Raw genomic sequence first — 25,289 nt, forward strand, 5'->3', positions numbered from 1 at the left:
GACCAGGGCAGTGACGGCCACGTAGTGGACGGGCAACAACGGATGCGAAGCACCAAGCAAAGACCCCGGCCCCGGAGGGGACGTGCAACGACGAGGCGGTGACAGCCGCCACGACCCGGCCCCGCCGACCAGACCCAGGACCAACCACCCACCAGCCCAACAGCACGACGCCCACCGGCCACCGGCCACCCCCACGACCCCGCCCCGCCGACCTGACCCAGGACCAACCCCACACCAACCCCACACCACCACGCCAAGCGGCCAACCACCCCCACCCCGCACCCCACCCCGCACCCCACCCCGCCCCCACCCCACACCCCCGCCGCCCCCACCCGCGGCGCCGCCTTCCGCGTGCATCGAAGCCTTGGGGAATCCTCGGTACGGATCGAGTGATTGGCCGGGTTGTGACATGGGGCCGGCGCAATTGGCCGCCGGGTGCGGCGTTCGGTTCGTACCATGTGGCGCGCGGGGTCCTTCGAACCGCTCCCGGACCGGCGCCGGGGAATCGGTTGTCGCGAAGACGACAGCAGGAGGGGGGTCCGTCACATGGTGGTCCGGGTGCGTGTTCTCGGCCATGTCTGCGTGGACGGCCCCGCGGGCCGCGCCGCGGAGGATCTCCTGGGCGGACCGCAGGCCCAACTCGTCTTCGCGGCGCTCGCGCTCGGTCGCCGGCATCCGGTGCCGCGCGAGGAGTTGGCCGCGTTGTTGTGGCCCGAGCAGGCGCCCAAGTCGTGGGAGGGCGCGCTGCGCGGCGTACTCAGCCGGGTGCGCGGGTTCCTGGGGCAGGCCGGCTACGACGCGTCGTCGGTGTTGCGGCATCGGGCCGGCTGTTACGTACTGTCCCTGCCCGAAGGCACCGAGGTCGACGTCGAGGCGGCGGAGAGCGCGCTGATCGAGGCCGAGGCGCTGGCCGTGCACGGCGAGTTCGCGCAGGCCCGGACCCGGGCGCACGACGCGCACGAGATTCTCGCGCTGCCGTTCCTGCCCGGACTGGACGGCGACTGGGTCAACGAACGGCGTACCCGCTGGCGCTCGGCCCGACTGCGCGCCCTCGCGGTGAGCGTGACCACCGAGCTGCACCTGGGTCGGGCCGACGCGGCGGTGACCCGCGCCGCGCAACTGGTCGACCTGGACCCGTTCCGGGAGAGCAGCCACCGACTGCTGATGACCGCGCACGCCGCCGGCGGCGACCGGGCGGCGGCACTGCGGGCCTATGAGCGATGTCGACGGCTGCTCAACTCCGAGTTGGGGGTGGGCCCGTCGCCGGAGACCGAGTCGGCCTTCCTGCGCCTGCTCGGCGACGCCACCCCGCAGCCGCTGCCGGTGCCCGCCCCCGCCGCCCGGTTCGCCTCGCCCACGCCCGGCCGCGACGCGCCGCCCGCGCCGGTGCCCACCCGCTCGGCGCACGACGTGTTCCCGCACGGCGCGCCGGGCCCGATCGTGGGCCGCTCGGCCGAGTTGCGCCTGTTGGAGGAGTCCACCCGGGCCGAGGTCGGTTCGCGGGTGATCCTGGTCAGCGGCGATGCCGGGATCGGCAAGTCGTTCCTGCTCAGCGAGTTCGCCACCCGCGCCGGCCCCGACGCGCTGGTGCTGACCGGGCGCAGCGACGAGGGCGTGGCCGCGCCGTTCCAGCCGTTCGTGACCATGCTGCGCGCGCACCTGGGCGACGTGGCGGCCGAGGAGTTGCGCGAGCGAGTCGGCGATCTGGGCGGCGAGTTGCACCGGTTGCTCCCGGAACTTCCGCTGGAGCCGGCTGGCTTGACGCAGCCTCAGGGACCGCCGGACTCGGACACCGAGCGCTACCGGCTGTTCGAGGCGGTGGCCGGGGTATTTCGGCACGCGGCGACCAAGCGCGATCTGGTGCTGCTCCTGGACGACGTGCACTGGTCGTCCACGTCGACCATGCTGATGCTGCGTCATGTCGCGCGCGCGTTGGTGGGGACGCGGGCGGTGTTGGTGATCGCCTACCGGGACACCGGACTCGGTTCGGTACACCCGATGACCAAGCTGATCGCCGACCTGTACCGCGACCTGCACCCCCTGCACCTCCCGCTCGGCGGCCTGGACGTGGCCGCCCTGGTCGAACTCGCCCATGTACTGGCCGGTCCGCTGCCGCCGCGCGCCGAGGGCGTGCGGGCGCACGTCCTGCGCGAACTCAGCGACGGCAACCCACTGCTCGCCACCGAACTGCTGCGCCAGTGGGCCGATGTCAGCGACTGGTCCGCGCTGGGGAAGAGCGTGCCCGCCGACGTCCCGCGCCGGGTGCGCAATGTGCTGCGCCAGCGGCTCCTGGGCCTGCCGCAGTCCACCCTGGAGGCACTCACCGTGGCTGCCGTGGTCGGCCCGGCGTTCGACATCGACCTGGTCGCGGCCGTGCATCCGGGCGGCTTCGACACCGTCGTGGACGCGCTCGACGACGCCGAACGGGCCCACGTGGTGCGCGCCGAGGAGACCGACCGCCCGGGCCGGTTCACCTTCGTCCACGCGCTGGTCCGCTCCACGCTCTACCAGGAGCTGCCCACCGCGCGCCGCCTGCAACTGCACCGCAAGGTCGGCCTGGCCCTGGAGGCGCGCGGCGACCGGGACGCGCATCTGCCCGAGCTGGCCCACCACTTCCGGCTCGCCTGCCGGTTCGGCGAGGCCCGTCGGGCGCTGGACTACGCCTGGCGGGCGGGGGACGAGGCGCGCGACGGCGGCGCGTTCGAGGTCGCCGCCGAGCACTACCGGCAGGCGCTCGAGGTGCTGCCGATGGTCACCGACCCGGCCCCGGAGACCCGTTGCGATCTGCTGCTCTCGCGCGGCGCCGCGCTGGATCGGTGCGGCGACCGGCGCTGCCGCGAGGTGTTGCGCCGAGCCGCCGAGGAGGCCCGCGCGCTGGCCGATCCCCGCCGGCTGGGCCGGGTCGTGCTGGCCATGGTCCGGCTCGGGCAGGTCTATCAGGTGGGCGTGGACCTGGAGTTGGTGGCGCTGCTCAAGGAGGCGCTGGCCGCGTTGCCGATCGCCTCCGGGCTGCCCGCGGACATCGCGCTGCGGTCGTTGCTCCTTGCCGCGCTCGCGGTGGCGTTGACCTTCGGGCACGACCGCGAGGCCCGGCTGACCATGCTCTACGAAGCGCTCGACGCGGCCCGCGAATCGGGCTCGCACGATGCGCTGGCCCAGGGCCTGGAGGCACACCATCTGGCCGCGTCCGGGCCGGATCTGGTCGAGGAGCGGCTGCGGATGAGCAGCGAGCTGACCGTGCTCTCCGGGCTGACCGGGGATCAGGAGTCGCTGTTTCGCAGCCACTTGAACCAGGCGTACGACCTGGTGGTGCGCGGCGCGATACCGGCCGCCGAACGCGAGTACGCGCAGGCCCAGCGAGTCGCCCGGCGGCTGCGCCACCCATGGTTCACGTGGGAGGTACTGATCTACCGCTGCGGCCTGGAACTGCTGCGCGGGCGCACCGCGCGCGCCGCCGACGTGCTGGCCGACGCGCTGCGTCTGGCCCGGCGTTCGGGCCTGCCGGGCGAGGCGGTGCGCTCGTTCAACCTGTCCCAGATCCTCGCGGTGCGCTGGGAGCAGGGACGCCTGGGCATGATGGCGCGCCGCGCCGGGGTGGCGGCGGGCTGGTCGCGGGAGTTGTCCTGGTGGCGGGTGCAGGCCTGCTGGGCGGCGTCCGCGTCGGCCGATCCGAAGTCCGCGCGCGAGGAGTTCCACGCGTTGTGCGTGCCGGGTTTCGCGACGATCCCGGTGGACCTGCTGTGGACCGGGTCGCTGATGCGACTGGGCGAGGTGGCGATCGAACTGGGCGACGTCGAGCGCGGGTTGTTGGTCGCCGAGGCACTCGCGCCGTACGCGGACCATCTGGACTGGACCGGTTCCTCGCTCGGGCCGGTCCGCCGGGTGCTCGGTGGGTTGGCCGCGATCCTGGGCGAACAGGCTCAGGCCCGGGCGCACTTCGACGCCGCGTACGCGCGCTGTATGGAACTGGGCCTGCCCGGACACGCTGAGCGTACGCTCGGAGACGCGGTGCGATGGCTCGACGATCCGCCCGCCGCCGGCGCGGTCCGGCCGGGCTGACTGGCTGTCACCTTGCGCTTTCGCGCTGCTCTGACGCTGTTCTGACGCTGTTTGCCTACCGTTGGTGACGACCCGGTCGGCGTGCCGGGTGCACGACGGGGAGGACGGGGCAATGGGGATATCGGGCGCCGGATCGACGGTGGCGCACGACGCCGATCGTGGCACGTTCAGTGTGCTGGGTTGGCCGGTGGTGTGCTTCGAATCATTCCATCGGGTGGAGCTGCCGCGGCGGTTGGCGGGTGGACTGGGTGAGCGCGTCGCGTGGGACGTGGCCGGGAAGGCGCCGATCGCCCTGTGTATGCCGGACGGTTCGGCGTACAGCTATGTCGAGGACCGGGGCGAGGTGCGGATCGTGCCGGGGGTGAGTGCGGACGCCGAGCTGGTGGTCGAACTCGAATCCGGCGCGTGGCAGGACTACCTCTACGAACTGCGCACCAGCCACGGCCTGGTCGAGTCGAACGCGGTGCGCTTCGTGCGCGGCGGGTTCGCCGACTGGGACACCTGGGAGCCGGCGATCCGCTGCATGTACTCGGGCACCCCCATCTACCGCCCGCAGACGCTCGACCTGCGCGATCTGGCCGATCGGCCGATCGATCTGCATCGCGACTTCACCACCCACGACGAGCCCGACGACATGGCGCATTTCCTGCGTACCACCGGCTATCTGGTGGTACGTCAGGTCTTCGACGCGGACCGGGTCGAGGAGTTGGCGGGCGAGGTGGACCGGATCCGCGGCCTGTGCCGCGAGGGGGACCGGGGTTCGTTGTGGGCCGAGGGGCCGGGCGGGCGGCGTTCGCCGTACCGGTTGACGTACCTGGGCATGCGCTCGCCGCGGATCGCGGCGCTTGCGGACGACCCCACCGTACGGATGTTGTGCGGCCTGGCCGGGCAGGACGTGGTCGCGGTCACCGACCGCGACTCCGGACAGATCGCCGTGCTCAAGGAGTTCGGCACCGCACCCGAACCGCTGTCCATCCCGGACCTGCCCTGGCACAAGGACTGCGCGCTGGGCGGCTGTCCGATCACGTGCCCGCGCGTACACGTCGGCATCCGGCTCGACGCGGTCACCCAGGACAGCTCGCAACTGTACGCGCTGGCCGGCTCCTGGGGCACGGTCGCCCACGAACGCTTCACCCCGGCCGAGTGGGCGGACCTGCCGGTGGTCGGCCTCACCACCGAACCGGGCGACGTCACGGTCCACATGGGCTGCGGAATGCACGCAGGCCCGGCAGCCACGGGCACCGCCCGCCGCCGAACGCTCTACGTCCAGTTCGACAACCCAAGAATCTTCGACGTCACCAACCCATACGAAACCTACGAAAGCATCATCCCCGGCTTCGGCAGCGGAGATCTGGTGACGATGTCCCGCATCTGAGCGGCTCGTGGCGTGGGGTTGGTGTGTCGGGAGGCTCCGACGTCGGATCGGCTGCGGTGTGCACGGGAGGCTTGTTCCGTCGCTGGGCGCTCCGGGCTCGTTGCGTTCGGGTACGCCCGTTCACAACACCGCGCCCGCCGCCGTCAGGGCCTCCGTTGCCCTTGGTACGTGGGCCAGGCGCGCGGCGAAGGCGCGGTAGGCGGCGGCCAAGGCTTCGGTGGGGACTCGGCGGTGGGCGAGGACTTCGGCGAACCAGCGGGTGAAGTCGACGAACAGGGTGTGGTCGTCGAGGAAGAGGGAGACCGCCAGTGCGTCGACGGCGGTGACCAGGCCGTCGCGCATGGTGGTGTCGCTGCGTTCGCCCTCGATCGGGACCAGGGCCGCCATTCCCGCCGCGACCAGCGGGGCCCGGAGCAGGCCGACGCCGTCGTGCGCGGCGTCCGGGAGGTGGCGCAGCCGAGGGGCCGGCGTGCTGACCGCCGGCCAGTCCGGGCCGGTCAAGGTGCCGGCGGCCTGCTCGGCGTCCGCCGCCCAGCCGTTCGCGCCGACCACGCGCGCCCAGCGGCCGTCCGGGCCGAAGCCGGGCCCGCCGACCAGGACCGGTACGCCCACCCGCCGAGCCACCTCCACCATCGCCCGCGCGCCCGGCAGCGCGGTGGAGACCGTACAGCTCAGCGCGACCGAGGTGGCACCCGAATCGGGCAGCACGCGAGCCAGTTCGCCCGCACCCGTACCCGGCGGCAGCACCATCGTGTCGATCCCGCGCAGCCGCAACAGCGCGGCCAGGATCGTCGAGGCCAGCCCGTGCCAGTCGCCCTGCGCGCAACACACCACGATCCGGGTCGCGGAGCGGGCCGGCCGCGGCGTCGCGTCCGCGACCAGGTGCACCACCCGTCCGGTGACATGCGACGCGGCGTGCTCGCGCGCCACCGTCCACTCGCCGGTGGCCCAGCGCTCGCCCACCACCCGCAGCGCCGGCAGTACCAGGTCGGTCAACACCTGCTCGCCCGGCACCCCCTTGGCCAGCAGATTGCGGACCAGGGTCAGCGCCTCGACCTCGTCCGCACGGCCCAAATGCACAAGGAACAGGTCGAGTTCGTCGGAGACCAGGTGCGTCATGCGCCGTCCGGAGGCTCGTCGGATGCCGGGCGACCCGGCTCGGTCAGGAACGGCAGCGTCTCGCTGTCGTCCCGATAGGGGATGTGGATGGCGAGCAGTACCACGTCGTCCACGACCGGCGCATCGCCCAGATGGGTAAGCAGGCGCTGCTCCAGGCGGGCCACCAGCGCGTCCACCGGCATGCCCGCGCAGGACGCCAGGTCGTGCCGCAACGCCCGTACGCCGTAGGCGTCTCCGTACGTGTCGCGCGCCTCGGTCACCGCGTCGCTGTACAGGAGCAGCGTCGAACCCGGCGGCAGCGCCAACGAGCGCTCGGTGAACACGGTGCCCGGGATGCCCGCGACCAGTGGATCGCCGAACTCCAACACCTGCACCCGACCGGCCGGATCCATCCACAGCGGCGGCGGATGCCCGGCGCAGGTCATCCGCACCCGGGCGGACCCGTCGGGCCGCACCGAGCAGTCCCCGGTGATCGCGGTCAGCACCAACGACGGGTCGCCCAGCGTCAGTTCCGCGTCCAACAGGCCCATCCGCCGGGCCGGTGGGCAACCGGCGCTCGCCGCGGTGCGCAGGATCAGCAGCGAGCGGGAGCTGAACATGCCCACCGGGGTGCCGCGTCCGCATACGTCGCCGACCGAGAAGGCCCATGTGCCGTCGACGGGGGTGGGATGTACGGCGTAGAAGTCGCCGCCCAGGCCGTCGGTCATCGAGACCGGTCGATAGCGCGCGGCGATCCGCGCGCCGGGTACCTCCGGCAGCGGCCCCGGCACCAACGCCTGGGACAGCAACATCGTGCGCCGATCCTGCTCGACGTAGATCCGCGACGTGCGCAGCGCCACGCCCACCCGCTCGGCGTAGTCGACGATCAGCGCGATCTCCTCCTCCCGGAACGGCTCCGAGGTCGCCGAGCGCACGAACGTCAGTACGGAGGGCGCGTCGTCGTCGGTGGGCACCGGGACCACCAGGGCGCATCGGGCGTCCAGCGCGATCAGGTCCATCACCGCCTGGTCCGGGACCAGCCGGGCGAGCAGCGCGTGGTCCATCAGCGGATGCAACTCCTGCCGCCGGGTGCGCAGCACGCGGCCGACGCCGGCCGGTGCGGTCCAGGCCGCGCCCAGGCCGGTGGTCACCCGGCCGATCGGCGCGTCGGCGGCGGGCGCGTAGGTGGTGCGCAGCCGGCCGTCCTCCATGCTGGGCACGGACAGCGCGACCCAGTCCCCGAGTCCGGGCACGGGCAGGGTGGTGACCAGGTCGGTCAACCGGCTCGGGTTGGTGGTCGCGGACAATATCCGGCCCGCCTCGGCGAGGAAGACCTTGCGTCGGCGCTCGGCCAACAGCGCGTCCTCGCGCCGCCGTTCGGCGGTGGTGTCGAGCACATACCAGGCGTAGTGGCCAGCGCCGAGCAGCGCCCGTCGACCGCGCACGCGCCGATCGTCCACCTCGCCGTGCCAGTTGGTCCCGGTCGCGGGCAACGTCGGGTAGGCGGTGCCCACGGCGCAGTCGGGCAGCAGGCGCTCGGCCGCGCGGTTGACGTAGCGCACCGTGCCCTCGGGGGTGAACACCACCACGCCGGTGTCGCTTTCGTCGAGCACCTCGGCCGGAGACCACGCGGCGGGCGCGGGTTCGTCCGGCGCACGCGGCGGCTTGCAGCCGTTGGTCCGCCGCTGGGCGGCCGGCTCCTGGGTGTTGCTGCCCCACTCGTCGCCGGCGGGGCGTGCTCCGGTCATGGCTACGGAATCCCTTGCGTCCGTGCGGTTCGAGCCGGCTCGCGCCGGCGCTCGCGCAAGCTCTACGGTACGGCCGCGCAGGCTGCCGGTGTGCCGGTTACGACGGAATCACACCGATAGGGGAAGACGGTCACGAGTGACCGATCCGGCGAGTAGGGTGCCGATACGATGGTGCGTTCCGGGATGGATGCGTAGGTTCGTCCGGGGATGCGCGGATCGTACCGAGCGGTCGCGTGCTGCGCGATCGAACCGACACTTGATCAGGTGGAGTGCTCCGCATGAGCCTTGACGATCTCCCACCGGACGACGTCGATCACACATCGTTCTCGGCCAGACCCTGCGTCGTGCACACCGCGCTCGAACCCGACCTGGGCGGCACGGTATCGGTGCACGGCGACATGGACATGACGGCGGCGCCGGTGTTCCGCCAGGCGATCGACCGGCTGGTCGACGAGGGCGCGCGCAGCCTGCGGATCGACCTGTCGGGTGTGCCGTTCATCGACTCGTCCGGGCTCGGCAGCCTGGTGTACGGCTACCGCCGACTGCGCGACCGGGACGGCGACATCGTGGTCTCCGGGGTCGGTCCGCAGCCCGCGCGGGTGTTGCGAATCACCCATTTGGACCGCATCTTGAAGGTGGAACCGACGATCGTGCCGGTGGTGCGGAACCACTGAACGGGGGCCGGTGGTCGCGGGTTCGCGGCTCTCGAATATCGATAGCTCGAACGCACGTTCCCGGTGGGTGAGTTCACCGATACCCCGGCCTCGACGGCTGGTTGGCCGACACCCCGGGTGTGCCGTCGAGTTGGCCGACACCCCGGGCGCGTCGCCGAGGTCGCCGACACTCCGGGCGTGCCGCCGAGTTCGCCGCCCCCGAGGCGCGTGGCCGCCGGGTTCACCGGCCCAGGCCGGCGTCCACCTCGCCCGCGGTACGGCTGCGGATCAGGTCGTTGATCGCCTCGCCCGGTCCGACCTGCTCGAACAGGGTCGGCGGGTGGAAGGTGACGTACATCGTGCGCCGCCCGCCCACCCCGGCGGGCGCCGGCGACGCGTGCAGCACGTCGGCGACGTGCACCGTCACATCGCCCGGATCGGTGGGGACCGCGACATAGGGCACGTTCGCCAGGTCCTCGCGGGTGGGCTGCGGGCAGGTCCGGCCGTGCGAGCCGGGGATCGCCTCCAGGTAGCCGGTCTCCGCCGAGGAGCCGGTGAGTTGGATGCCGATCGCCACCGACGGGCACATGATGTGATGGCCGCCCAGGCCGCAGTCCGTATGCCAGGGGATGTTCGCCAGGCCCTTGAGCCGACCGGGTGGCTTGAGCAGTACGGAGATCCCCTCCATCCGATCGGTGGACGCCGCGAGATCGTCGTGCAGCAGCCCGGCCAGGCGGACCAGGCGCGGGTCGTGGGCCAGCGCGGCGATCGGCGCCGAGTGCTCGCTCGCGTACACCAGCCGGCACAACACCTGCTCGCCCGCCTCGTTCTCCGCCCACCAGGATCGGTCGTCGTCGGGGCGGGCGGCGGCGGCCAGTCGGTCGACCTCCGCCTCCAAGGCGGCGATCTCGGCGGCGGTGAACACCCCGCGTACCCGCATCACCCCGGTCGCCTCGAACCGGTCGGCGAGTTCGCCATCCGGGTGATCGAGCGTCAGTTCGGCCGCCGGGTCCACGAGTTCGCCGTGCCGGTCGTATACCTGAGGGCCGTGCGGGAGGTAGATCTCGATGCCCTGGTAGAGCGCGCGCAACACCGGCTCCCAGCGGAACAGGTCGGCCACGGACCCGTGTTCGGTGTGCACGTCGCCCGCGATGGCCAGTGCCGCGGCGGTCCGCAGCAGGGTGACCAGGTCGGTCCACGCGTCGGGGGACAGCCGCACCACACAGCCGGCGTCCGCGGCGATCCCCTCCTCGATCCGCAACCGGTCGCGGTGCGCGCGGTACGTCCACGCGCCCTCGCCGATCCGCAGACCGAGCGGGTCGAGCCCGGTCAGGCCCGCCTCGGCCCGGCGGCCGGGTGCGCCGATGAGCAATCCGGGGACGATGTCCCGGTGGTACGTTTCCGCGTCGATCCGGTCGTGCCCGAGCATCCTGGCGACCTCCTGCGCTGTACGATGCCGCGCAGTATGCCGGGCGAACGCGGTGGGTTACCAGAGCGTTCGGCGGATTGTCGCAATGGATCGGCGCAATCGGGGCGGAAGTTCCGCCGGTTCGTCCGTCGCCGCGCCGATCTCCTTACCCGACAAGGCTGATGACGGGTCGTCAGCTCTCCGGCGCGTCCGGCTCGGACTGCACACGGGCCACGTTCGGATAGGCGCGGCGCAGGTGTGTCGCCACCGCGTCGGCCGCCGCGTCCGGGTCGTGGGCCTCGATCGCGGCCAGGATGGCCCGGTGGTCCGCGCGCAACGCGGCGGTGTCCGGGCCCAGTTCGGCCACCGCGCGCCGCTGGTGCCGGCGTACCGTGTCGCGCAGCGCGTGCATGAACGTGGCCACCAGCGCATTGCCGGACAACTCGGCGATCGCGGTGTGGAACTCGGTGTCCTGCTCGTTGAAGCGCGCCTGCGACACGTCCGGCTCGTCCATCGCCGCCACGATCGTGCGCAGTCGGGCCAGGTCGGCTTCGCCGGCGTGGTGCGCGGCGGATCGCACCGCCCACGACTCGATCAGCAGCCGGGTCTCCACCACGTCGTCGACGGCAAAGTTGGCCAGGCCCAGATGCAGGCCCAGTACGCCGGTCAGCGCCGGACCCGCCGAGCCGGCCAGGATCGCCCCCGCCTCCGGGCCGCTGCCCGGGTTGGCGACCAGCACACCCATCGCCTCGAGGACCCGCATCGCCTCGCGCACCGACGGGCGGCTGACCCCGAGCGCACCGGCCAGCGCCCGCTCGCCCGGGAGCTTGTCGCCCGCGCGCAGCCGGCCGGACGCGATCTGCTCCTCGATCTGCGCGACGACCTCCTCGAACGCGCGTACGCGCCGGACCGGGCGCCAGTCGGGGCCGTCTGTCACCGGGGGCTCCTGGGGGTTCGGGGGTTGCGGGGGTTTCGAGTGCGGGGCGGTCCACGTCCTGTCCCGCTCTTGTGGCACAGCATGCCATGCCCTTAGCGTGTGCATGCCACAGTGTGGTCTGACCACACGATCACTCAGCCCATCGAGCCGCGAGGAGGCCGCCCGCATGCGCGTCGGGCTGTTCATCACCTGCGTGAACGACACCCTCTACCCCCGCACCGGGCAGGCCGTCGTGCGCCTCCTGGAGCGGCTCGGCTGCACCGTGGACTTCCCCGTCGAGCAGACCTGCTGCGGGCAGATGCACTGGAACACCGGCTACGGCAAGCGGATCGAGCCGATGGTCGAGCGCTTCGCGGACACCTTCGCCGGCTACGACGCGGTGGTCACCCCGTCCGGCTCGTGCGGCGCGATGATCCGGGACAACCACCCCCGCGCCGCCGCGCGCGCCACCGATCCCACCCTCGCGGCCCGGGTCGCGGCGGTGGTCCCGAAGGTGTACGACCTCACCGAGTTCATCGTCGACGTGCTCGGCCGCACGGACGTCGGCGCGTACTTCCCGCACAAGGTCGCCTACCACCCCACCTGCCACTCCCGCCGGCTGCTCGGGCTCGGCGACCGGCCGACCGCCCTGCTTCGCGAGGTGCGCGGCCTGGAACTGCTCGGCCTGCCCGGCGAGGAGGAGTGTTGCGGCTTCGGCGGCACGTTCGCCGTGAAGAACCCGGACGTGTCCACCGCGATGGGCGCCGACAAGGTCCGGCACGCGGCCGGCACCGGCGCCGAGGTGTTGTGCGCGGCGGACAATTCGTGCCTGATGCACATCGGTGGCCTGATGGACCGTCAGCGCACCGGGATGCGCGTCCTGCACCTCGCGGAAATCCTCGCCTCCACCGAGCAGGAGCCCGCATGAGCGCCCGAGAAGGAGGCTCCTTGCCCGCCGCCATACCGCCGACGAGCGCCACGTTCGTCGGGATGCCGCCGTTCCCGCAGGCCGCCGGGGCCGCCGTCGGCAATGCCCAGTTGCGGCACAACCTGCGTAAGGCCACCCATACGATCCGGGACAAGCGGGCCCTGGTGGTGGGCGAACTCGACGACTGGGCCGAGCTGCGCGCGGCCGGCGCGGCGATCAAGGACCGCACGCTGCGCCGGCTCGACGAGCACCTGCTCGCGGTCGAGGCGGCGGTCACCGCCGCCGGCGGGACGGTGCACTGGGCGGCCGACGCGGCCGAGGCGAACCGGATCGTCGCCGACCTGGTCCGGGCCACCGGCGAGACCGAGGTGGTCAAGGTCAAGTCGATGGTCACCCAGGAGATCGGGCTGAACGAGGCGCTCGCGGCCGAGGGGATCCGGGCCTACGAGACCGATCTGGCCGAGCTGATCGTGCAGTTGGGCGACGACCTGCCCTCGCACATCCTGGTCCCGGCGATCCACCGCAACCGGGCCGAGATCCGGGAGATCTTCGTCCGCGAGATGGCCGAGTGGGGCGTCCCGGCACCGGCCGGGCTGACCGACGAGCCGGCCGCGCTCGCCGAGGCCGCCCGGCGGCATCTGCGCGAGCGTTTCCTGTCCGCGAAGGTCGCGGTGTCCGGGGCGAACTTCCTGGTGGCCGAGACCGGCACGCTGGTGGTGGTCGAGTCGGAGGGCAACGGGCGGATGTGCCTGACCCTGCCGGACACGCTGATCTCGGTGGTCGGGATCGAGAAGGTGGTGCCGACCTGGGCCGACCTCGAGGTGTTCCTGCAACTGCTGCCCAGGAGTTCGACGGGCGAGCGGATGAACCCGTACACCTCGATGTGGACCGGCGTCACCCCCGGCGACGGCCCGCAGGACTTCCACCTGGTCCTGCTCGACAACGGCCGAACCGACGTGCTCGCGGATCGCACGGGTCGGCAGGCGCTGCGCTGCATCCGGTGTTCGGCCTGCCTGAACGTGTGCCCGGTGTACGAGCGCACCGGTGGGCATGCGTACGGGTCGGTGTACCCGGGCCCGATCGGCGCGATCCTGGTGCCGCAGCTCAAGGGCGTCGCGACGGGGAAGGTGGACGCGCAGACGGCCTCGCTGCCGTACGCCTCCTCCCTGTGCGGCGCGTGCTACGAGGTGTGCCCGGTCGCGATCGACATCCCCGAGGTGCTGGTACATCTGCGCGAGCAGGTGGTCGAGGGCGGCGGGCATCGGGCCGAGCGGGCCGCGATGCGCGCGGCCGAGTGGGTGCTGGACAAGCCGAAGCGGCTGCGCCGGGTGCAGCGGGTGGCGGCGCGGTCGCGGCGGCTGATGCCCAAGCGGGCGCCGGGGGTGGGGGCGGGCTGGACGGACAGCCGGTCGTTGCCACAGGTGCCGGCGGAGTCGTTTCGGGACTGGTGGGTTCGGGAGCGCGGCGGTCGGTTGGACAGGTTGGACCAGCGGGCGGGCGAGGGGGACGGGCGATGAGTTCGCGTGAGCTGATCCTGGGCCGGGTGCGGCGGGCGCTGGCGGACGTACCGCGAGACGAGGTGTTCGCGGTGCCTCGGGACTATGCGCGGGCGCATGTCACGCAGGGTGTCCTCGAGTTGTTCGTCGAGCATCTGCGTGACTATCGGGCGGTGGTGCACGAGGTTGCCCCGGGGGAGTTGGCCGGGGCGATCGCCGAGGCGGTCGAGCGGCGTGCGGCCCGGCGCGTGGTGACGCCGGCCGGGGTGCCGGCGGCGTGGACGGCCGGGCTGGGGCAGGGGGTGTGCCTCGCCGATGGCTGGTCGTACGACGTATGCGATCCGTACGACAATCCTATTAATAACAGGCCTGCGCTGACGATCGCCGAACTGGACGCCGCCGACGGCGTGCTCACCGGCTGCGCCGTCGCGATCGCCGAGACCGGCACGATCGTGCTCGACGCCGGACCGGAGCAGGGCCGGCGGGCGCTGACCCTGGTGCCGGACTGGCATCTGTGCGTGGTGCGGGCCGAGGACGTGGTCGCCTCGGTGCCGCAGGCGATCGCCCGGCTGACCCCGGGCCGACCGCTGACCTGGATCTCCGGCCCGTCCGCGACCAGCGACATCGAGCTGGACCGGGTCGAGGGGGTGCACGGGCCGAGGACGTTGGAAGTACTCGTCGTGCGCTGAACGGGCGCCGGCGGGGGCGGTGGGCGGGAGCGTTCGTGCGGTGAGCCGGCCCGGATCATTTACAGTCCATAGGCGTGGCATCCGATACGAAGGCACTCGTCCGCTCGACCAAGAACCTGATGGAGATGGTCGACCACCTGGAGAACACCAGCCCGCAGGAGGCGTACGACGCGATCGCCGAGCAACTGGCGAATACGCGTCGCCTGCTGGGGCAGTTGACCGCGCCCATGCCGACCACGCTGTGCAACGAGCATCCGTACGGTCCGGTCGACGAGGACGCCCGGGACAAGTGCCTGTTCTGCGAGAACCGGCGGCGGCGCGGCCGGGCCCGGGACGCGGCGGACGCGCGTCCGCGTTCGGCGCCGTGTCCGCGTCACCCCGAGCGTGGGCTGCTCGCGCTCGGCGAGGCGTGTCCGCTGTGCGGCGGGTCCGACGGTACGCCGACGCCGCGTGGCGCGGTGCCCGGCGTGCGCGATCCGCGGCCCGCTCCGCTGTCCGGTGTCCGGGGCGTGGACATGCGGCTGACCGTACTCACCCGGCAATTGGCCACGATGGCGGCCGAGGCCGGGCAGGATCCGCGCGGCGAGGCGCTGCTTGCGGCGGCGGCCGATGTGCTGCGGGGCGCGCAGGGGCTGATCCAGGCCGCCAACGCGTTCACCGAGGGGCGTGGCGACGAGGCGTACAACACGGCGACGCGGGTGGCGCGGGCGTTGCGCAGCACGGCCGCCGAGGTGTTGGAAGAGCTGTAGGGCGGCGGGTCGGGATGCGTGCCGGCGCGGGCCTCGGCCACCGTCGTCCGGCAGGGCCGCTCTCGGGCGCCTTGGTCAACCCTCGTACGTCGACGCGATCGGGTCGTGGCCGTTCCAGACCACGAAGACGGACGAGGTGTGGCCGTCGCTGCTGAAGTCCACCCGGATCCACTGGTCGCCGGGCCAGACCTTGACCGCCCAGCCGGAGTTGGGGGTTGCCGCGATCAGCGTCGCGGTCGTCGCCTGGTAGCGAAACGAGGCCCGCCCGCCGCGTACCTCGAAGCTTTGTACGGCGGCGGCCGGCGGATCCTCGCGCAGCTGCGCGGGCGTCGGCGGCGCCGGCGTGGTGGGCGGCTTCGGGCTCGGCGGCGCGGAGGACGCGGGCGTGGCCGGCGGCGCGGAGGTCGGCGGGAGCGTCCGGTTGGTGGCGGAGATCAGGTCCGGTGCGGCACTGGTCGGCGGCGCCGACGGCGGTGGCGAGGTCACCGGGGGCGGCGGCTGGTCGCCGGCGACCAGGGTCGGCGGCCGGGGTGGCTCGAACACGGTGTCGCGCAGCACGCTGCGTACGCCCCACCAGGACAGCGCGACGGCCACCGCGGTCACCGCGAGCCACACCGAGATCGACGTGATGGTTCTGCGCACGGGCGCCATCCTCCCGCGTTCGGGTTTCCCCTCCCGGACGGGGTGGGCCGGGGAGTACGGGTACGGTTCCGAACCATGGCACAGGTGCTCGTGGTCGAGGACGACCAATTCGTACGTTCGGCGTTGATCCGGTACCTCACCTCTTCCGCACACGCCGTACGGAGCGTGGGAACGGCCCTCGAAGCGCTGCGCGAGGTGGCCCAATATCCGTTCGATGTGGTCATCCTGGACCTCGGGTTGCCGGATTTGGACGGATCCGAGGCGTTGAAGATGTTGCGCGGCATATCCGATGTCCCGGTGATCATCGCGACCGCCCGGGACGACGAGGCCGAGGTGGTCCGGCTGTTGAACGCGGGCGCCGACGACTATGTGACCAAGCCGTTCTCCGGAGAGCATCTGGGCGCACGGTTGTCGGCGGTGTTGCGCCGGGCGCGCGGGCGCAGTACGCCGGACGTGTTCGGCATCGGCGGGCTGCGGATCGACACCCGGCGCCGCGAGGCGCACCTGGACGGGCGCGAACTGGAGCTGACCCGGCGCGAGTTCGACCTCTTGGCGTTCCTGGCCGCGCGGGCGGGCACGGTGGTGCCGAGGCGGGAGATCCTGGCCGAGGTGTGGGGGCAGGCGTACGGGGACGATCAGACGATCGACGTGCATCTGTCCTGGTTGCGGCGGAAGTTGGGGGAGAAGGCTCGGGAGCCTCGGTATCTGCATACCGTGCGCGGGGTCGGGGTGAAACTGGAGCCGCCGGCGTGAGGGTCGGCTCGGGTACGGGTGACTCGGGAAGGAGTGCGGATTCCGGGCGGACGCCGCGGGGGTTGCGCGGGACGCTGGTTCGGGTGGCGATGGCGGTGACCACGATGGTCGCGCTCGCGTTCTTGATTCCGTTGGTGTTGGTGATTCGGGAGATCGCGGCGGACCGGACCTTCACCGACGCGGAGCGCCAGGCCGCGGCTTTGCAGCCGGCGCTGGTGATCACCACCGATCGGGCCGCGTTGGAGCCGGCGATCGCGAGTGTGCCGGCCGGGTCGAGTGGGCGGATCGCGATCCATCTGCCGGACGGGTCGGTACTGGGCCGCCCGCGCGCGAGCGAGCACAGCGTGGCCACGGCACGCGAGTCGGCGCGGGCGTTTCGGGTCCGGGCGGGCGGCGGCTGGGTGCTGTTGCAACCGCTGGTGCTCGACCAGGGCCGGGTCACGGTGATCGAGGTCTATGTGCCGGACGGTGATCTCGACCATGGCGTGGGTACCGCCTGGCTGGTGCTGACCGGGGTGGCGGTGGTCCTGGTCGGCGGCTCGGTGGTGCTCGCGGACCGGCTCGGCGCGCAGGTGGTGCGGTCGGCGCGGAGCCTGGCCGCGGCGGCTCGGGCGTTGGGTACGGGGGACCTGGAGGTGCGGATCACCCCGCAGGGGCCGTCCGAACTCCAGGAGGCCGCCACGTCGTTCAACACGATGGCCGACCGGGTCGAGCAACTCCTGGCCAACGAGCGGGAGATGGCCGCGGACCTGTCGCACCGGCTGCGGACGCCGCTGACCGCGTTGCGGCTGAACGCGGCGGCGCTCGGCGACGATCCGGTGGCCGAGCAGACCCGGAACGCGGTGGCCCAGTTGGAACGTGAGGTCGACGAGCTGATCCGGACCGCCCGCCGGTCCAGTGCGAGCATCGAACGGGTGGGCTGCGACGCGGCCGAAGTGGTCCGGGAGCGGATGGCCTTCTGGTCGGCGCTGGCCGAGGACGAGGACCGGCCGTGGCAACTGGTGGGCGCGGACGGGCCGGTACGGGTGCCGGTGTCCCGGGTCGAATTGGCGGCCGGACTGGACGCGATGCTCGGCAACGTGTTCCGGCACACCGAGGAGGGTGTGCCGTTCTCGGTCACCCTGCATTCGGGACGGGACGCGGTGATCCTGCTCGTGGCCGACGGGGGAGGCGGGATCGCCGACCCGGAGACGGCGCTGCGCCGGGGGCACGGCCAGGGCGGGGACGGGTCGACGGGGCTCGGCTTGGACATCGTGCGGCGGCTCGCGGAGGCGACGGGGGGAGAGGTGGGATTGGGCCGCTCGGTGCTGGGCGGCGCGGAGGTCAGCGTGCGGTTGGGCGGCGGCCGGACGGGGGCCGGACCGGGCCGGCGGAGTCGGCGGGCGGGGAAGAGCGGCCGGGGCCGGCGGCGGATGGGGGTGTGAGCGGGATCCGAGTCGGGTCCGGGCCGGGTCCGGTCCGAGTCGGGTCCGGGCCGGGTCTTGGTCGGGCCTGCGCCGCCTTCGGGCCGCCTTCGGGCCGCGTTCGGACCGGGGATCTTCTCACCCTGAGTCACGGTGTGTGCGCCACCCGGCATCTGAACCTTGATCAACCCTTAAGAGGGCCTTAAACCCTTCCTTCCGGCCGAATCCGGATGGGTGGGAGGTGTTCTTCGGCCACGGATTTCACTAGCCTTCAGACTGACGGTCCGTTCGGAACCAACGGGACTCCCCCCTTTCCGAGCGGGCCAGGCGCAGCCCAATCCCCCCCAGGGTCTGTAGCCATTGGGGATCTCGAATCCCCAGCCGCCCGTGTCCCCACCCCCACCCGGGGCGCGGCGGCCCCCGGCCCGAGAGCCAAAGCTCTCGGGCCGGGGTTTTTCTGCTCTATTTGGGCGGCTCCGCCGCTCTCCGCGCTTCGCGCGCCAAGCGAGGGTGACTAAGCGGGGAATGGTCTGAGAGAGCCCCGCCCGGCATTGGGTGGCCGGACGGGGCGAGGGTGAGCTAGACCGCGAGGGTTACAGGCGGCAGCGGGTCACGCTCGGGCAGGAAGCGCGCGTCCGGCTGCGGAAGCGGCGGGAATGCCGGGGCGTGCTCGGTGCAGGCGTAGAGGGTCCAGCCGGAGAGGGTGGCGGATTCGAGCACGGCCACCGGTACGCACCCGTGGCGCCCCTGCTTGCAGCGGCAGCAATAGCGGTAGGCCGGGGCGGGTATCACGCCATCACCCCCGCCGCACGTGCCGCGACGGTCCAGTCACGGGCGGGTCGGGTCGTGGCGTCGGCGAGTTCGGCGAGCCGTGCTCGTGCCTGCTGCCGGGCGTACTCGGCTTCGCTGTCAGCGCGTTGCTTCTCAAGCGCTTCGAAGTGGCGTGTGACGTATGGGCGGACGGCGTCGGCGGGATCGGCGTCAATGGTGATGTCGGCCGCGTGGAACGAGCGCCACTGGGGGCGCACCTGGGGCTTCGGGTTGGTCGGTCGACTCGGCCGGGGGCGCTTCGGCTCGGCAGGGCAGGCGTGCTTTCCGGTCGACTTCGGCGGGGTGGGCAGTCCGAATGCCCACGCGATGAAGCGGGCAATAAGCTCTGTCACGTCGTCTCAGCTCCTACAGGCTGTTTCGGCGAGCCCCGGCGGACCGGTCCTAAGCGGTTCGTCGGGGCGTTGTCTTTGCATGACGGTAGACCTTGACGTCAACACACGTAAAGGCCCGTAAAGACACGTGACCTTACGTCCTCTTATGTGCGCTGATGTGACCTGCGCGCTAACGTCGTGGCGTGGAATACGACCCGGACGCAGTGATCATTCGCGACGCACCCGAAGCCCCGTTTGAACAGTTGGCGGGCATCCTGCGCGCTCGTGTTCGGCGCGGGGACTGGAAGTCCCGTCGCCCGATCCCGGCAGAGTCCCGACTGTGCGACGAGTACGAACTTTCGCGTCCGACCGTTCGCCGGGCAATTGCGGTCTTGGTGGCCGATGGAGTGCTGTTCGTCGTTCAGGGGCGCGGCACGTACGTACAGGGCGCAGAACCCACGGGTGCCGAGGTCGAAGCGTCGAAGTGACCCGTGGTTGCCGTCCCGGGCACGGCGACCACTCTTGTTGCCGTCAGAACGGGAGATCGGAAACGGGCCGGGACTCCGGGACGGGTACGACCGTCTCCAGGTATGGCACCGAGTAGACAGAGGGGTGTGCGATCCCGTGACCGTGGTGCCCGTCCTCGCCGAACGCGTCCCCATGGTCGGAGCAGACGACGACCAACCAGGGAGGATGGGCGCGCAGGCCGGCGAAGAGTCGGCCCAAGTGGGCGTCCGCGTAAGCGAGGGCCGCGAGTTGGCTTTCCCAGGTGTCGTGCCTCGGCCCGCCGTCAAGGTAGGCGTGATGGGGCACGTGCGTGGCGGACACGTTCAAGAAGAGGAACAGCGGCCGTTGCCGCGTGCGTTCGGCAACGATGCCCAGTGCGCACGCCACTTGCTGTTCTGTGCTGTCGAGATGCGCCGCTGCGAACTCGGATGACCAGTACGACTCGGTGAACAGTGACGGGAGCACTCGCCCGAGTTCGGTCTGTCCCGAGAAGAAGCCCACCCCGCCGACACATGCCGTGGCGTACCCGAGGTTCGCCAAGCCGACCACGATGTTGGGCGCGTCGAAGACGTACGTTCGATCGGTGATGGTGGTCCCGGCCCCGGGCATCGACTTGCACGCCAGTAGGCGAGGGTGTCGACCGGGGCCGGACGGGGAGGGCAGGAAGCCCGCGAACATCGCACAGTGCGAGGGGAACGTGAAGGTGCCGGCGCTGCGCCGGTCTTCCCATGTTCCCCCGCCGAGCAGACCGGCCAGGTTCGGTGTGCGCCCCGCCGCGAGTGCCGCTCGCGCGACGTCGAAGCGGAGCGAATCCAGGGTGATCAACAGGACGTGATGTGTGCCGATGATCCGGTTCGCATCGAGCATGTGCCCTCCCCGAGGGCCCGCCGTGAGGTCAGGCCCCTGTGACGCGGAATTCTGCGGACAGTTCGTATCCCTGCTCGGTCAGTTCGGTCGTCGCCTCCTTGACGTCCTTGACGGTGTCGATGCCGCGCCAATAGCCGTCGATCCGGTACGCCCTCATGCGCCCCTGCTCGGCCAGAAGCGGGAACGTCGAATCTTCGTGATCACCCTTGTCGGGAAGCATCGCCACGATGTCGGGCGCCATCGCGTAGATGCCCGAGTTGATCCAATAGGGCAGCACAGGCGACTGAACGAAGCCGCGTACGACGTCACCCTCGATGTCGACCACTCCCCAGTTCGAGCGGTAGGGCGAGAGCGCGATAGTCACACCGACGTTCGTGCGCGCGTGCTGCTCGACCAGTTCACCTAGGTCGAAGTGCGTGATGACGTCGCCGTTGAGCGCGAGGAAATGCCCCGCCGGGTCGCCGAGTTCGCGTGCCGCAAGCTTCATGCCGCCGCCACGCCCGAGCGGTTCGTCTTCGTAGGCGTACACCGCCGTCAGGCCGAATCGCGACCCATCGCCCACGTACGCGCGGATCATGTCGGCCCGGTAGCCGACGGACAACACAGCCTGCTTGACGCCGTGCCGTGCCAACCACAGGAGTTGGTACCCCAGGATCGGCGAACCGGCCACCGGCACCATGGCCTTCGGCGCGTCGTCGGTATACGGGCGCATCCGGGTTGCCTGCCCGCCTGCCAGAATCACCGCTTGCTCGATCACCACGGTTTGGCTCCCATCCTCGCGAACGTGACCCCGTTGTCACGCTGAGAAATCATGGCATCGACTCGATCCCCCCTGCCCGCGATCCCGGCTGTGGGTTGAGACCCCGCCCGGATGCGCTTCCCCGAGCATCCGGGCGGGGCGAATCTGGGGTCAGCCCGGAGGCTTGACCTTGTGAACCTCGGACGCCTTGACCATGTGCGGCACCCCGCCGGCGATGACGATCAACACCCGGTCGTTGTCGAGCCCGGCGCAGTCCTCGGCCCGTTCCACCCGGCCGGGCGGGAAGTCGTGACCTCGGCCCGGCAGCGACGCCACCCATTCACCCACGCCGATCCGCTCGGGTACTCGACGGGGTTCCTCGCGGGGCGGCACGGTGCGCGGGGCGACGACGGGAACGACCACGCCGGACGCGCTCACCACGAAGTCGGGGCGGGTCATGACGTCGTACCGGGTCGACGGGTCCGGAACCGGGTATCGGCGCGCGCCAGGTACCACCGGCGCGCCCGCCGGAGAATGACCCCACGTTGGGCAACTTCCTGCGGGGTCAGCGGCATCCGCTCGTTGCGACGCCCTGCGGTGGGAGGTTTCGGTGACATCGGATCCTTCCTCGTTGGACGTTCCACATCCCCGTGGCTCGATCGATCGGTGCCCGGCGCGGTCCGTGCCGTTGGGCACGCGTCGGCGTCGACCGAACCCACTTAGGCACCGGGCGCGACCACGAGGGTCGATCCACTCCGTGTCCACATGTTTGCGGTGTGTGGTGATTCCTCGCGGCGCCGGAAAGGGCGTCATTCCGGGGTCACAAGGGGCGTCAAATCGGTGTCGTAAGCGTGTTCGCGCGTCTACCGTGATCCGTATGACGCAACCCAACAGCACGCTGCGCGCGGTCCGTATGGGACTGCTGCTGAGTCAGGACGACATGGCCCGAGCCCTTCGCGAAGCCGGCGAACGGGCGGGGGAACCCAACGGATGCAACAAGCGGCTCGTCCAGCGCTGGGAGTCCGGCGACGTCGCGGCACCTCGGCCCGTCTATGCCCGTGCGCTGGAGTCCGTCACCGGTCTTCCCATCAGTGCGCTCGGGTTCGCGCTGCCGGTCCCGATGGCGCGCGTCGCGGAGGACGGTTCGGGCGGGCACGACGTGGAGCCGTCGATCGCCGGCGTGGGTCCGGCGCGCGGAGGTCTTGCCGCCGACCCGCGCGGGGCCGCCGGGGGGACGTACAACGGTGTCTGGCTGAGCCGCTACGAGTACTTCTCCAGCGGCCGGTCCGGCTCGTTCGTGGGGCAACACTTCGTCGTCGTGCTCCAGCACGGCAACAGGCTCACCGTGCGCAGCCTGCCCGGTTCGTCGGACTCGCCGCTGACCATGGATCTCGTCGTGGACCGCAATATCGTGACGGGCACCTGGATCGAACAGACGGCGCAGGACGGCTATTACCAGGGAGCCCGCTACCACGGGGCGATCCAACTACTGATCGAACCCACCGGGCGTCGCATGTCCGGGAAGTGGGTCGGGTTCGGCAAGGAGTTCGACGTGAACACCGGACCGTGGGAACTCGTCTTCAAGGACGCGTCCACAACCAGGGCGACACTGGCGCAGTACAACCGACGACCCTGACACGGCATCGATGTCCGAGAACGCCAAAGAGCCCCGACCCGCCGGCGGGTGGCCAACGAGTCGGGGCGGGTGTTCAGTCCCAGATATCGGAATGGTCGCTCTGCTCAGGCGGGACCAGGCCGGTGCGTGCGCTCGGCGAGAGACCCAACTCCCGTACATATCGTGCGAGTTGGGCGCGATACTGCGTGGCGATCGTGGCAGCGCCGTTCTTCTGCCACCCGCGCTCGCCCCGCACGAGTAGGCCGGTCTCGGAGATCTCCCGCTCGCACTGGTCGATGCGCGCCATGGCGACGCAGTAGTCCGTGAGAACCACCGTGTCCACGTCGGCGAGACCGACCGTGAGTTCGAGGACGGGCACGATCCTGCGCCACTCACGAGAGGCCACCTTGCGACAACGGGCGTTCACGGCGCGGCGTGTCGGGTCGTCCGGGCTCTTGAACGTGTCGTGCCAGTTCGGCTCGACCAGCTCGGCGCGCGGCAGGGTGACGGTGTTCGGCACGGCTCGCCTGCCCGGGTTGCCTTCACGGATAACTTGCAGGGCCGGTCTCTTGCGTCTCGGGTCGGCCAATGCGGGCTCCTCTCTGTGGTTCGGTCGGTCGGCCGGCCCCGCGCAAACGGGTCCAGTTGCGGCGCTGAAGTTCCCGCTCCCTGTCGCTCAAGGTGAGGCGGGGCGGGGGGTCACTGCCTGGTCGGCGGGCTCAGCTCAGCCCGGATTCACGCTCTGAGCGACGCTCGGCCGCCCAACCGCCGGGCTGCCGCTTTGCGGTCTCTCCGTTGTGGCAGCGCACGCACAGCGGACGTAGCCGCTCCCACGCGTCCGGGTCGGTCACGCCCTGGTCGATGAGCTGCCGCCGGCTGATCGGGTGATGGTCGGCGACAACGGCGGCTTGAGCACACAGCACGCACCACGGATGCGCGTACAGGTAGGCGCGGCGGGTGCGCTGCCAACGCACGTCATAGCTCTTGCCGTTGCTCACGCGGGACTTGTTCGCCTCTCGTCTGTGCTTGGCGCATTGGCCGCCCGAGGTCAACTCGGGGCACCCGGGGATCGGGCAAGGGGGGCGGGGTCTTCGGGGCATGGGGGTCCAATCCCGGGCCGGGGGTATTCGTTGAACCCCCGGCTTGTTGTGGTTACTTGGCTGCGTTCTGAATGCGGACGTGCGCCGCTTCGACGGGGAAAGCGAACCCGATGCGCATGGTGCCCTTCACGGCGACGCGGTCACTGGTGAAGTACACGGACTTGTCGACGTCGAGCTTTGTTCCGTCGCGAATGATGGTCAGCATGTCGGCGCGGCTGACGCCGTAGACCACATCCGCCGGGGCGTACGGCGATACGAATACGGGCCGTCCGAGAATCTGCCGCCGGCCCTCGGCGGTCATGTCGGAGTTGAGTAGGCCACGGTTCGAGTTCGCCTGATCCTTCAGCTTGGCGATTTCCAGCGCGGTGGCCGCGTCCATGACCCACGCGGTGATGTTGCCGCCCGCGGCTTCGGACAGCGACAGTGCCTCTTCCAGCGGGTCAAGATCCTTGTAGGTCACCGGTGCCGCGACCTTCGATATCCCGGCGAGCGAGCCAAGGCCGGAAGGGTTCGGCGCGGTGAGCGTGTTCAACAGCGCGTTGTCGACGCTGTTGGCGATCTGCCGCGCGATCGAGCGGCCAATCTGGTCGCCGGCGGACGGGGAACTGTCCTCTGCCATTTCCCGGCTGATCACGGTGAGTCCCGCGAACTTGGCGGGGGTCACGATGATCTCGTCGAACTTGACATCGGACGGGGTGATCTCGGCACCTTCGGCCACGGCGCCAACCGTGACGTCAGAGGTGAGGAGCGGAACACGGTAGTGCGTGCTGCCGGTCTTCACGGGCGTCCCGATCTGCATCGCGAGGGAGAGTTCCCGGACGGGCTTCTCGACCAGTTCCCCGTACTCGTCGGGCAGAATGCCTTGCGTGCCGGGCGTGTTGGTGTAGATGGAGATGCTTTCCTCGGCTCTCTTCGGCGTGTCGTGCGGGTGGCGTGTCCGGTGTGTCAGCGGCCTCGCAGCGCGGACTTCCAATCGGGCGTGTCGTAGGGGTCGTCATCGCTGCTGATCGATCCCGGCCCGGGTCCCACAACGCCCCACCCCCGGTTGATGGAGAACAGATAGGGGCGCGCCTTCGACAGCGCGTCCAACGCGGCACCGACCTTCGCGTCATCGACGCACCCGGATTCGTCAAGGAGTCCGGAAAGTTCCTGTCCTCCGAGGTCGAATAGGTCGGCCCCGCAAACAAGGCGCTCCCCGGCCCGCCGCTCGACTTCTCGCCGCAACATTGCGTCGATGCGCTTGTTCGCCGCGCCCAAACGGTCGCGTGCCTCTTCCAGCGCCCGGCGCTCCGCTTCGGGTGCCGAAGCCTCCTCGGCGGCAAGGGGGCTGGTGGGTGCTGCGGGCTTTTGCTCGGGCAATTCCTGGTCGACGGCGTTCTCGGTGTCGTTCATGGCGGGGTTG

General features: G+C 71.2%; 25 protein-coding genes. 11 read left to right on the forward strand and 14 right to left on the reverse strand.

Translation table 11 applies throughout. The annotated features are described in order from the left end of the window. Positions 1 to 558 precede the first annotated feature (558 nt). A complete protein-coding gene (locus tag ABIA38_RS20015; RefSeq protein ID WP_424640073.1) occupies positions 559 to 4,059 on the forward strand; it encodes an ATP-binding protein in 3,501 nt (1,166 codons plus the stop codon). Positions 4,060 to 4,171: 112 nt separating this feature from the next. Continuing rightward, positions 4,172 to 5,434 (forward strand): phytanoyl-CoA dioxygenase family protein, encoded by a 1,263-nt coding sequence (locus ABIA38_RS20020; protein WP_424640074.1) that lies wholly within the window; start codon positions 4,172 to 4,174, stop codon positions 5,432 to 5,434. 120 nt (positions 5,435 to 5,554) lie between these two features. On the opposite strand, the gene ABIA38_RS20025 is transcribed toward ABIA38_RS20020, so the two are convergent. Both ABIA38_RS20025 and ABIA38_RS20030 read right to left on the reverse strand, forming a co-directional pair. Next, positions 5,555 to 6,553, reverse strand: coding sequence for a cobalamin B12-binding domain-containing protein (locus tag ABIA38_RS20025; RefSeq protein ID WP_424640075.1), 999 nt, complete (start codon positions 6,551 to 6,553; stop codon positions 5,555 to 5,557). Continuing rightward, on the reverse strand, positions 6,550 to 8,280 hold the full coding sequence (locus ABIA38_RS20030) for a SpoIIE family protein phosphatase (protein ID WP_424640076.1): 1,731 nt from the start codon (positions 8,278 to 8,280) through the stop codon (positions 6,550 to 6,552). The genes ABIA38_RS20025 and ABIA38_RS20030 overlap by 4 nt, the downstream gene beginning before the upstream one ends. Positions 8,281 to 8,558: 278 nt before the next feature. On the opposite strand from ABIA38_RS20030, the gene ABIA38_RS20035 reads away from it, so the two are divergent. Continuing rightward, positions 8,559 to 8,954: an STAS domain-containing protein gene (locus tag ABIA38_RS20035; protein ID WP_424640077.1), complete on the forward strand. Its 396-nt coding sequence runs from the start codon at positions 8,559 to 8,561 to the stop codon at positions 8,952 to 8,954. A gap of 220 nt (positions 8,955 to 9,174) precedes the next feature. Here the strand turns inward: ABIA38_RS20035 and ABIA38_RS20040 are convergent, their stop codons facing one another. Next, positions 9,175 to 10,362, reverse strand: a complete 1,188-nt coding sequence (locus tag ABIA38_RS20040) for a phytanoyl-CoA dioxygenase family protein (protein ID WP_424640078.1) — start codon at positions 10,360 to 10,362, stop codon at positions 9,175 to 9,177. 172 nt (positions 10,363 to 10,534) lie between these two features. Then, positions 10,535 to 11,278, reverse strand: a complete 744-nt coding sequence (locus tag ABIA38_RS20045) for a FadR/GntR family transcriptional regulator (protein WP_424640079.1) — start codon at positions 11,276 to 11,278, stop codon at positions 10,535 to 10,537. Between the two features lie 166 nt (positions 11,279 to 11,444). Between ABIA38_RS20045 and ABIA38_RS20050 the strand changes: the two genes are divergently transcribed. The 4 genes from ABIA38_RS20050 to ABIA38_RS20065 all read left to right on the forward strand — a co-directional run bounded on the left by ABIA38_RS20050 (position 11,445) and on the right by ABIA38_RS20065 (position 15,119). Then, the gene (locus ABIA38_RS20050; protein WP_424640080.1) at positions 11,445 to 12,185 is read left to right on the forward strand and encodes a (Fe-S)-binding protein; all 741 of its coding nucleotides are present in this window, start codon (positions 11,445 to 11,447) and stop codon (positions 12,183 to 12,185) included. A gap of 62 nt (positions 12,186 to 12,247) precedes the next feature. Continuing rightward, positions 12,248 to 13,702 carry a lactate utilization protein B gene (locus ABIA38_RS20055; RefSeq protein WP_424640328.1) on the forward strand — a complete coding sequence of 485 codons (1,455 nt, stop codon included), beginning with the start codon at positions 12,248 to 12,250 and terminating at the stop codon, positions 13,700 to 13,702. Further along, positions 13,699 to 14,370: a LutC/YkgG family protein gene (locus ABIA38_RS20060; RefSeq protein WP_424640081.1), complete on the forward strand. Its 672-nt coding sequence runs from the start codon at positions 13,699 to 13,701 to the stop codon at positions 14,368 to 14,370. Before ABIA38_RS20055 ends, ABIA38_RS20060 begins: the two co-directional genes overlap by 4 nt. A 74-nt stretch (positions 14,371 to 14,444) precedes the next feature. Next, positions 14,445 to 15,119 carry a hypothetical protein gene (locus tag ABIA38_RS20065; protein WP_424640082.1) on the forward strand — a complete coding sequence of 225 codons (675 nt, stop codon included), beginning with the start codon at positions 14,445 to 14,447 and terminating at the stop codon, positions 15,117 to 15,119. 75 nt (positions 15,120 to 15,194) lie between these two features. On the opposite strand, the gene ABIA38_RS20070 is transcribed toward ABIA38_RS20065, so the two are convergent. Continuing rightward, complete coding sequence (locus tag ABIA38_RS20070; RefSeq protein ID WP_424640083.1) at positions 15,195 to 15,761, reverse strand: hypothetical protein; 567 nt, start codon at positions 15,759 to 15,761, stop codon at positions 15,195 to 15,197. 75 nt (positions 15,762 to 15,836) lie between these two features. Here ABIA38_RS20070 and ABIA38_RS20075 point away from each other — a divergent pair, with 75 nt between their 5' ends. Further along, positions 15,837 to 16,514: a response regulator transcription factor gene (locus ABIA38_RS20075; protein WP_424640084.1), complete on the forward strand. Its 678-nt coding sequence runs from the start codon at positions 15,837 to 15,839 to the stop codon at positions 16,512 to 16,514. Positions 16,515 to 16,576: 62 nt separating this feature from the next. Then, on the forward strand, positions 16,577 to 17,938 hold the full coding sequence (locus tag ABIA38_RS20080) for a sensor histidine kinase (protein ID WP_424640085.1): 1,362 nt from the start codon (positions 16,577 to 16,579) through the stop codon (positions 17,936 to 17,938). A 558-nt stretch (positions 17,939 to 18,496) separates the two neighbouring features. Here ABIA38_RS20080 and ABIA38_RS20085 read toward each other — a convergent pair. Next, positions 18,497 to 18,709, reverse strand: a complete 213-nt coding sequence (locus ABIA38_RS20085) for a hypothetical protein (protein WP_424640086.1) — start codon at positions 18,707 to 18,709, stop codon at positions 18,497 to 18,499. Beyond that, the gene (locus tag ABIA38_RS20090; protein WP_424640087.1) at positions 18,706 to 19,080 is read right to left on the reverse strand and encodes a hypothetical protein; all 375 of its coding nucleotides are present in this window, start codon (positions 19,078 to 19,080) and stop codon (positions 18,706 to 18,708) included. Before ABIA38_RS20090 ends, ABIA38_RS20085 begins: the two co-directional genes overlap by 4 nt. Positions 19,081 to 19,262: 182 nt before the next feature. On the opposite strand from ABIA38_RS20090, the gene ABIA38_RS20095 reads away from it, so the two are divergent. Then, on the forward strand, positions 19,263 to 19,547 hold the full coding sequence (locus tag ABIA38_RS20095) for a GntR family transcriptional regulator (protein WP_424640088.1): 285 nt from the start codon (positions 19,263 to 19,265) through the stop codon (positions 19,545 to 19,547). 43 nt (positions 19,548 to 19,590) lie between these two features. Here the strand turns inward: ABIA38_RS20095 and ABIA38_RS20100 are convergent, their stop codons facing one another. The 3 genes from ABIA38_RS20100 to ABIA38_RS20110 all read right to left on the reverse strand — a co-directional run bounded on the left by ABIA38_RS20100 (position 19,591) and on the right by ABIA38_RS20110 (position 21,631). Further along, complete coding sequence (locus tag ABIA38_RS20100; RefSeq protein ID WP_424640089.1) at positions 19,591 to 20,433, reverse strand: STM4013/SEN3800 family hydrolase; 843 nt, start codon at positions 20,431 to 20,433, stop codon at positions 19,591 to 19,593. Positions 20,434 to 20,461: 28 nt separating this feature from the next. Next, positions 20,462 to 21,193 (reverse strand): nucleotidyltransferase family protein, encoded by a 732-nt coding sequence (locus ABIA38_RS20105; protein ID WP_424640090.1) that lies wholly within the window; start codon positions 21,191 to 21,193, stop codon positions 20,462 to 20,464. Between the two features lie 150 nt (positions 21,194 to 21,343). Continuing rightward, positions 21,344 to 21,631 carry a hypothetical protein gene (locus ABIA38_RS20110; RefSeq protein WP_424640091.1) on the reverse strand — a complete coding sequence of 96 codons (288 nt, stop codon included), beginning with the start codon at positions 21,629 to 21,631 and terminating at the stop codon, positions 21,344 to 21,346. Between the two features lie 418 nt (positions 21,632 to 22,049). Here ABIA38_RS20110 and ABIA38_RS20115 point away from each other — a divergent pair, with 418 nt between their 5' ends. Next, complete coding sequence (locus ABIA38_RS20115) at positions 22,050 to 22,808, forward strand: XRE family transcriptional regulator (protein ID WP_424640092.1); 759 nt, start codon at positions 22,050 to 22,052, stop codon at positions 22,806 to 22,808. 73 nt (positions 22,809 to 22,881) lie between these two features. Here the strand turns inward: ABIA38_RS20115 and ABIA38_RS20120 are convergent, their stop codons facing one another. The 4 genes from ABIA38_RS20120 to ABIA38_RS20135 form a co-directional block, all read right to left on the reverse strand. Further along, positions 22,882 to 23,376, reverse strand: coding sequence for a phage terminase small subunit P27 family (locus tag ABIA38_RS20120; RefSeq protein ID WP_424640093.1), 495 nt, complete (start codon positions 23,374 to 23,376; stop codon positions 22,882 to 22,884). A 130-nt stretch (positions 23,377 to 23,506) separates the two neighbouring features. Further along, entirely contained in the window at positions 23,507 to 23,785 is a 279-nt protein-coding gene (locus ABIA38_RS20125; protein ID WP_424640094.1) for a hypothetical protein, read from the reverse strand. Between the two features lie 154 nt (positions 23,786 to 23,939). Continuing rightward, entirely contained in the window at positions 23,940 to 24,860 is a 921-nt protein-coding gene (locus ABIA38_RS20130) for a phage major capsid protein (RefSeq protein WP_424640095.1), read from the reverse strand. After that, positions 24,833 to 25,279 carry a hypothetical protein gene (locus ABIA38_RS20135; RefSeq protein WP_424640096.1) on the reverse strand — a complete coding sequence of 149 codons (447 nt, stop codon included), beginning with the start codon at positions 25,277 to 25,279 and terminating at the stop codon, positions 24,833 to 24,835. The genes ABIA38_RS20130 and ABIA38_RS20135 overlap by 28 nt, the downstream gene beginning before the upstream one ends. Between the last annotated feature and the right edge of the window lie 10 nt (positions 25,280 to 25,289).

It is taken from the genome of Embleya sp. AB8, from assembly GCF_049739465.1.
Lineage (GTDB): Bacteria > Actinomycetota > Actinomycetes > Streptomycetales > Streptomycetaceae > Embleya.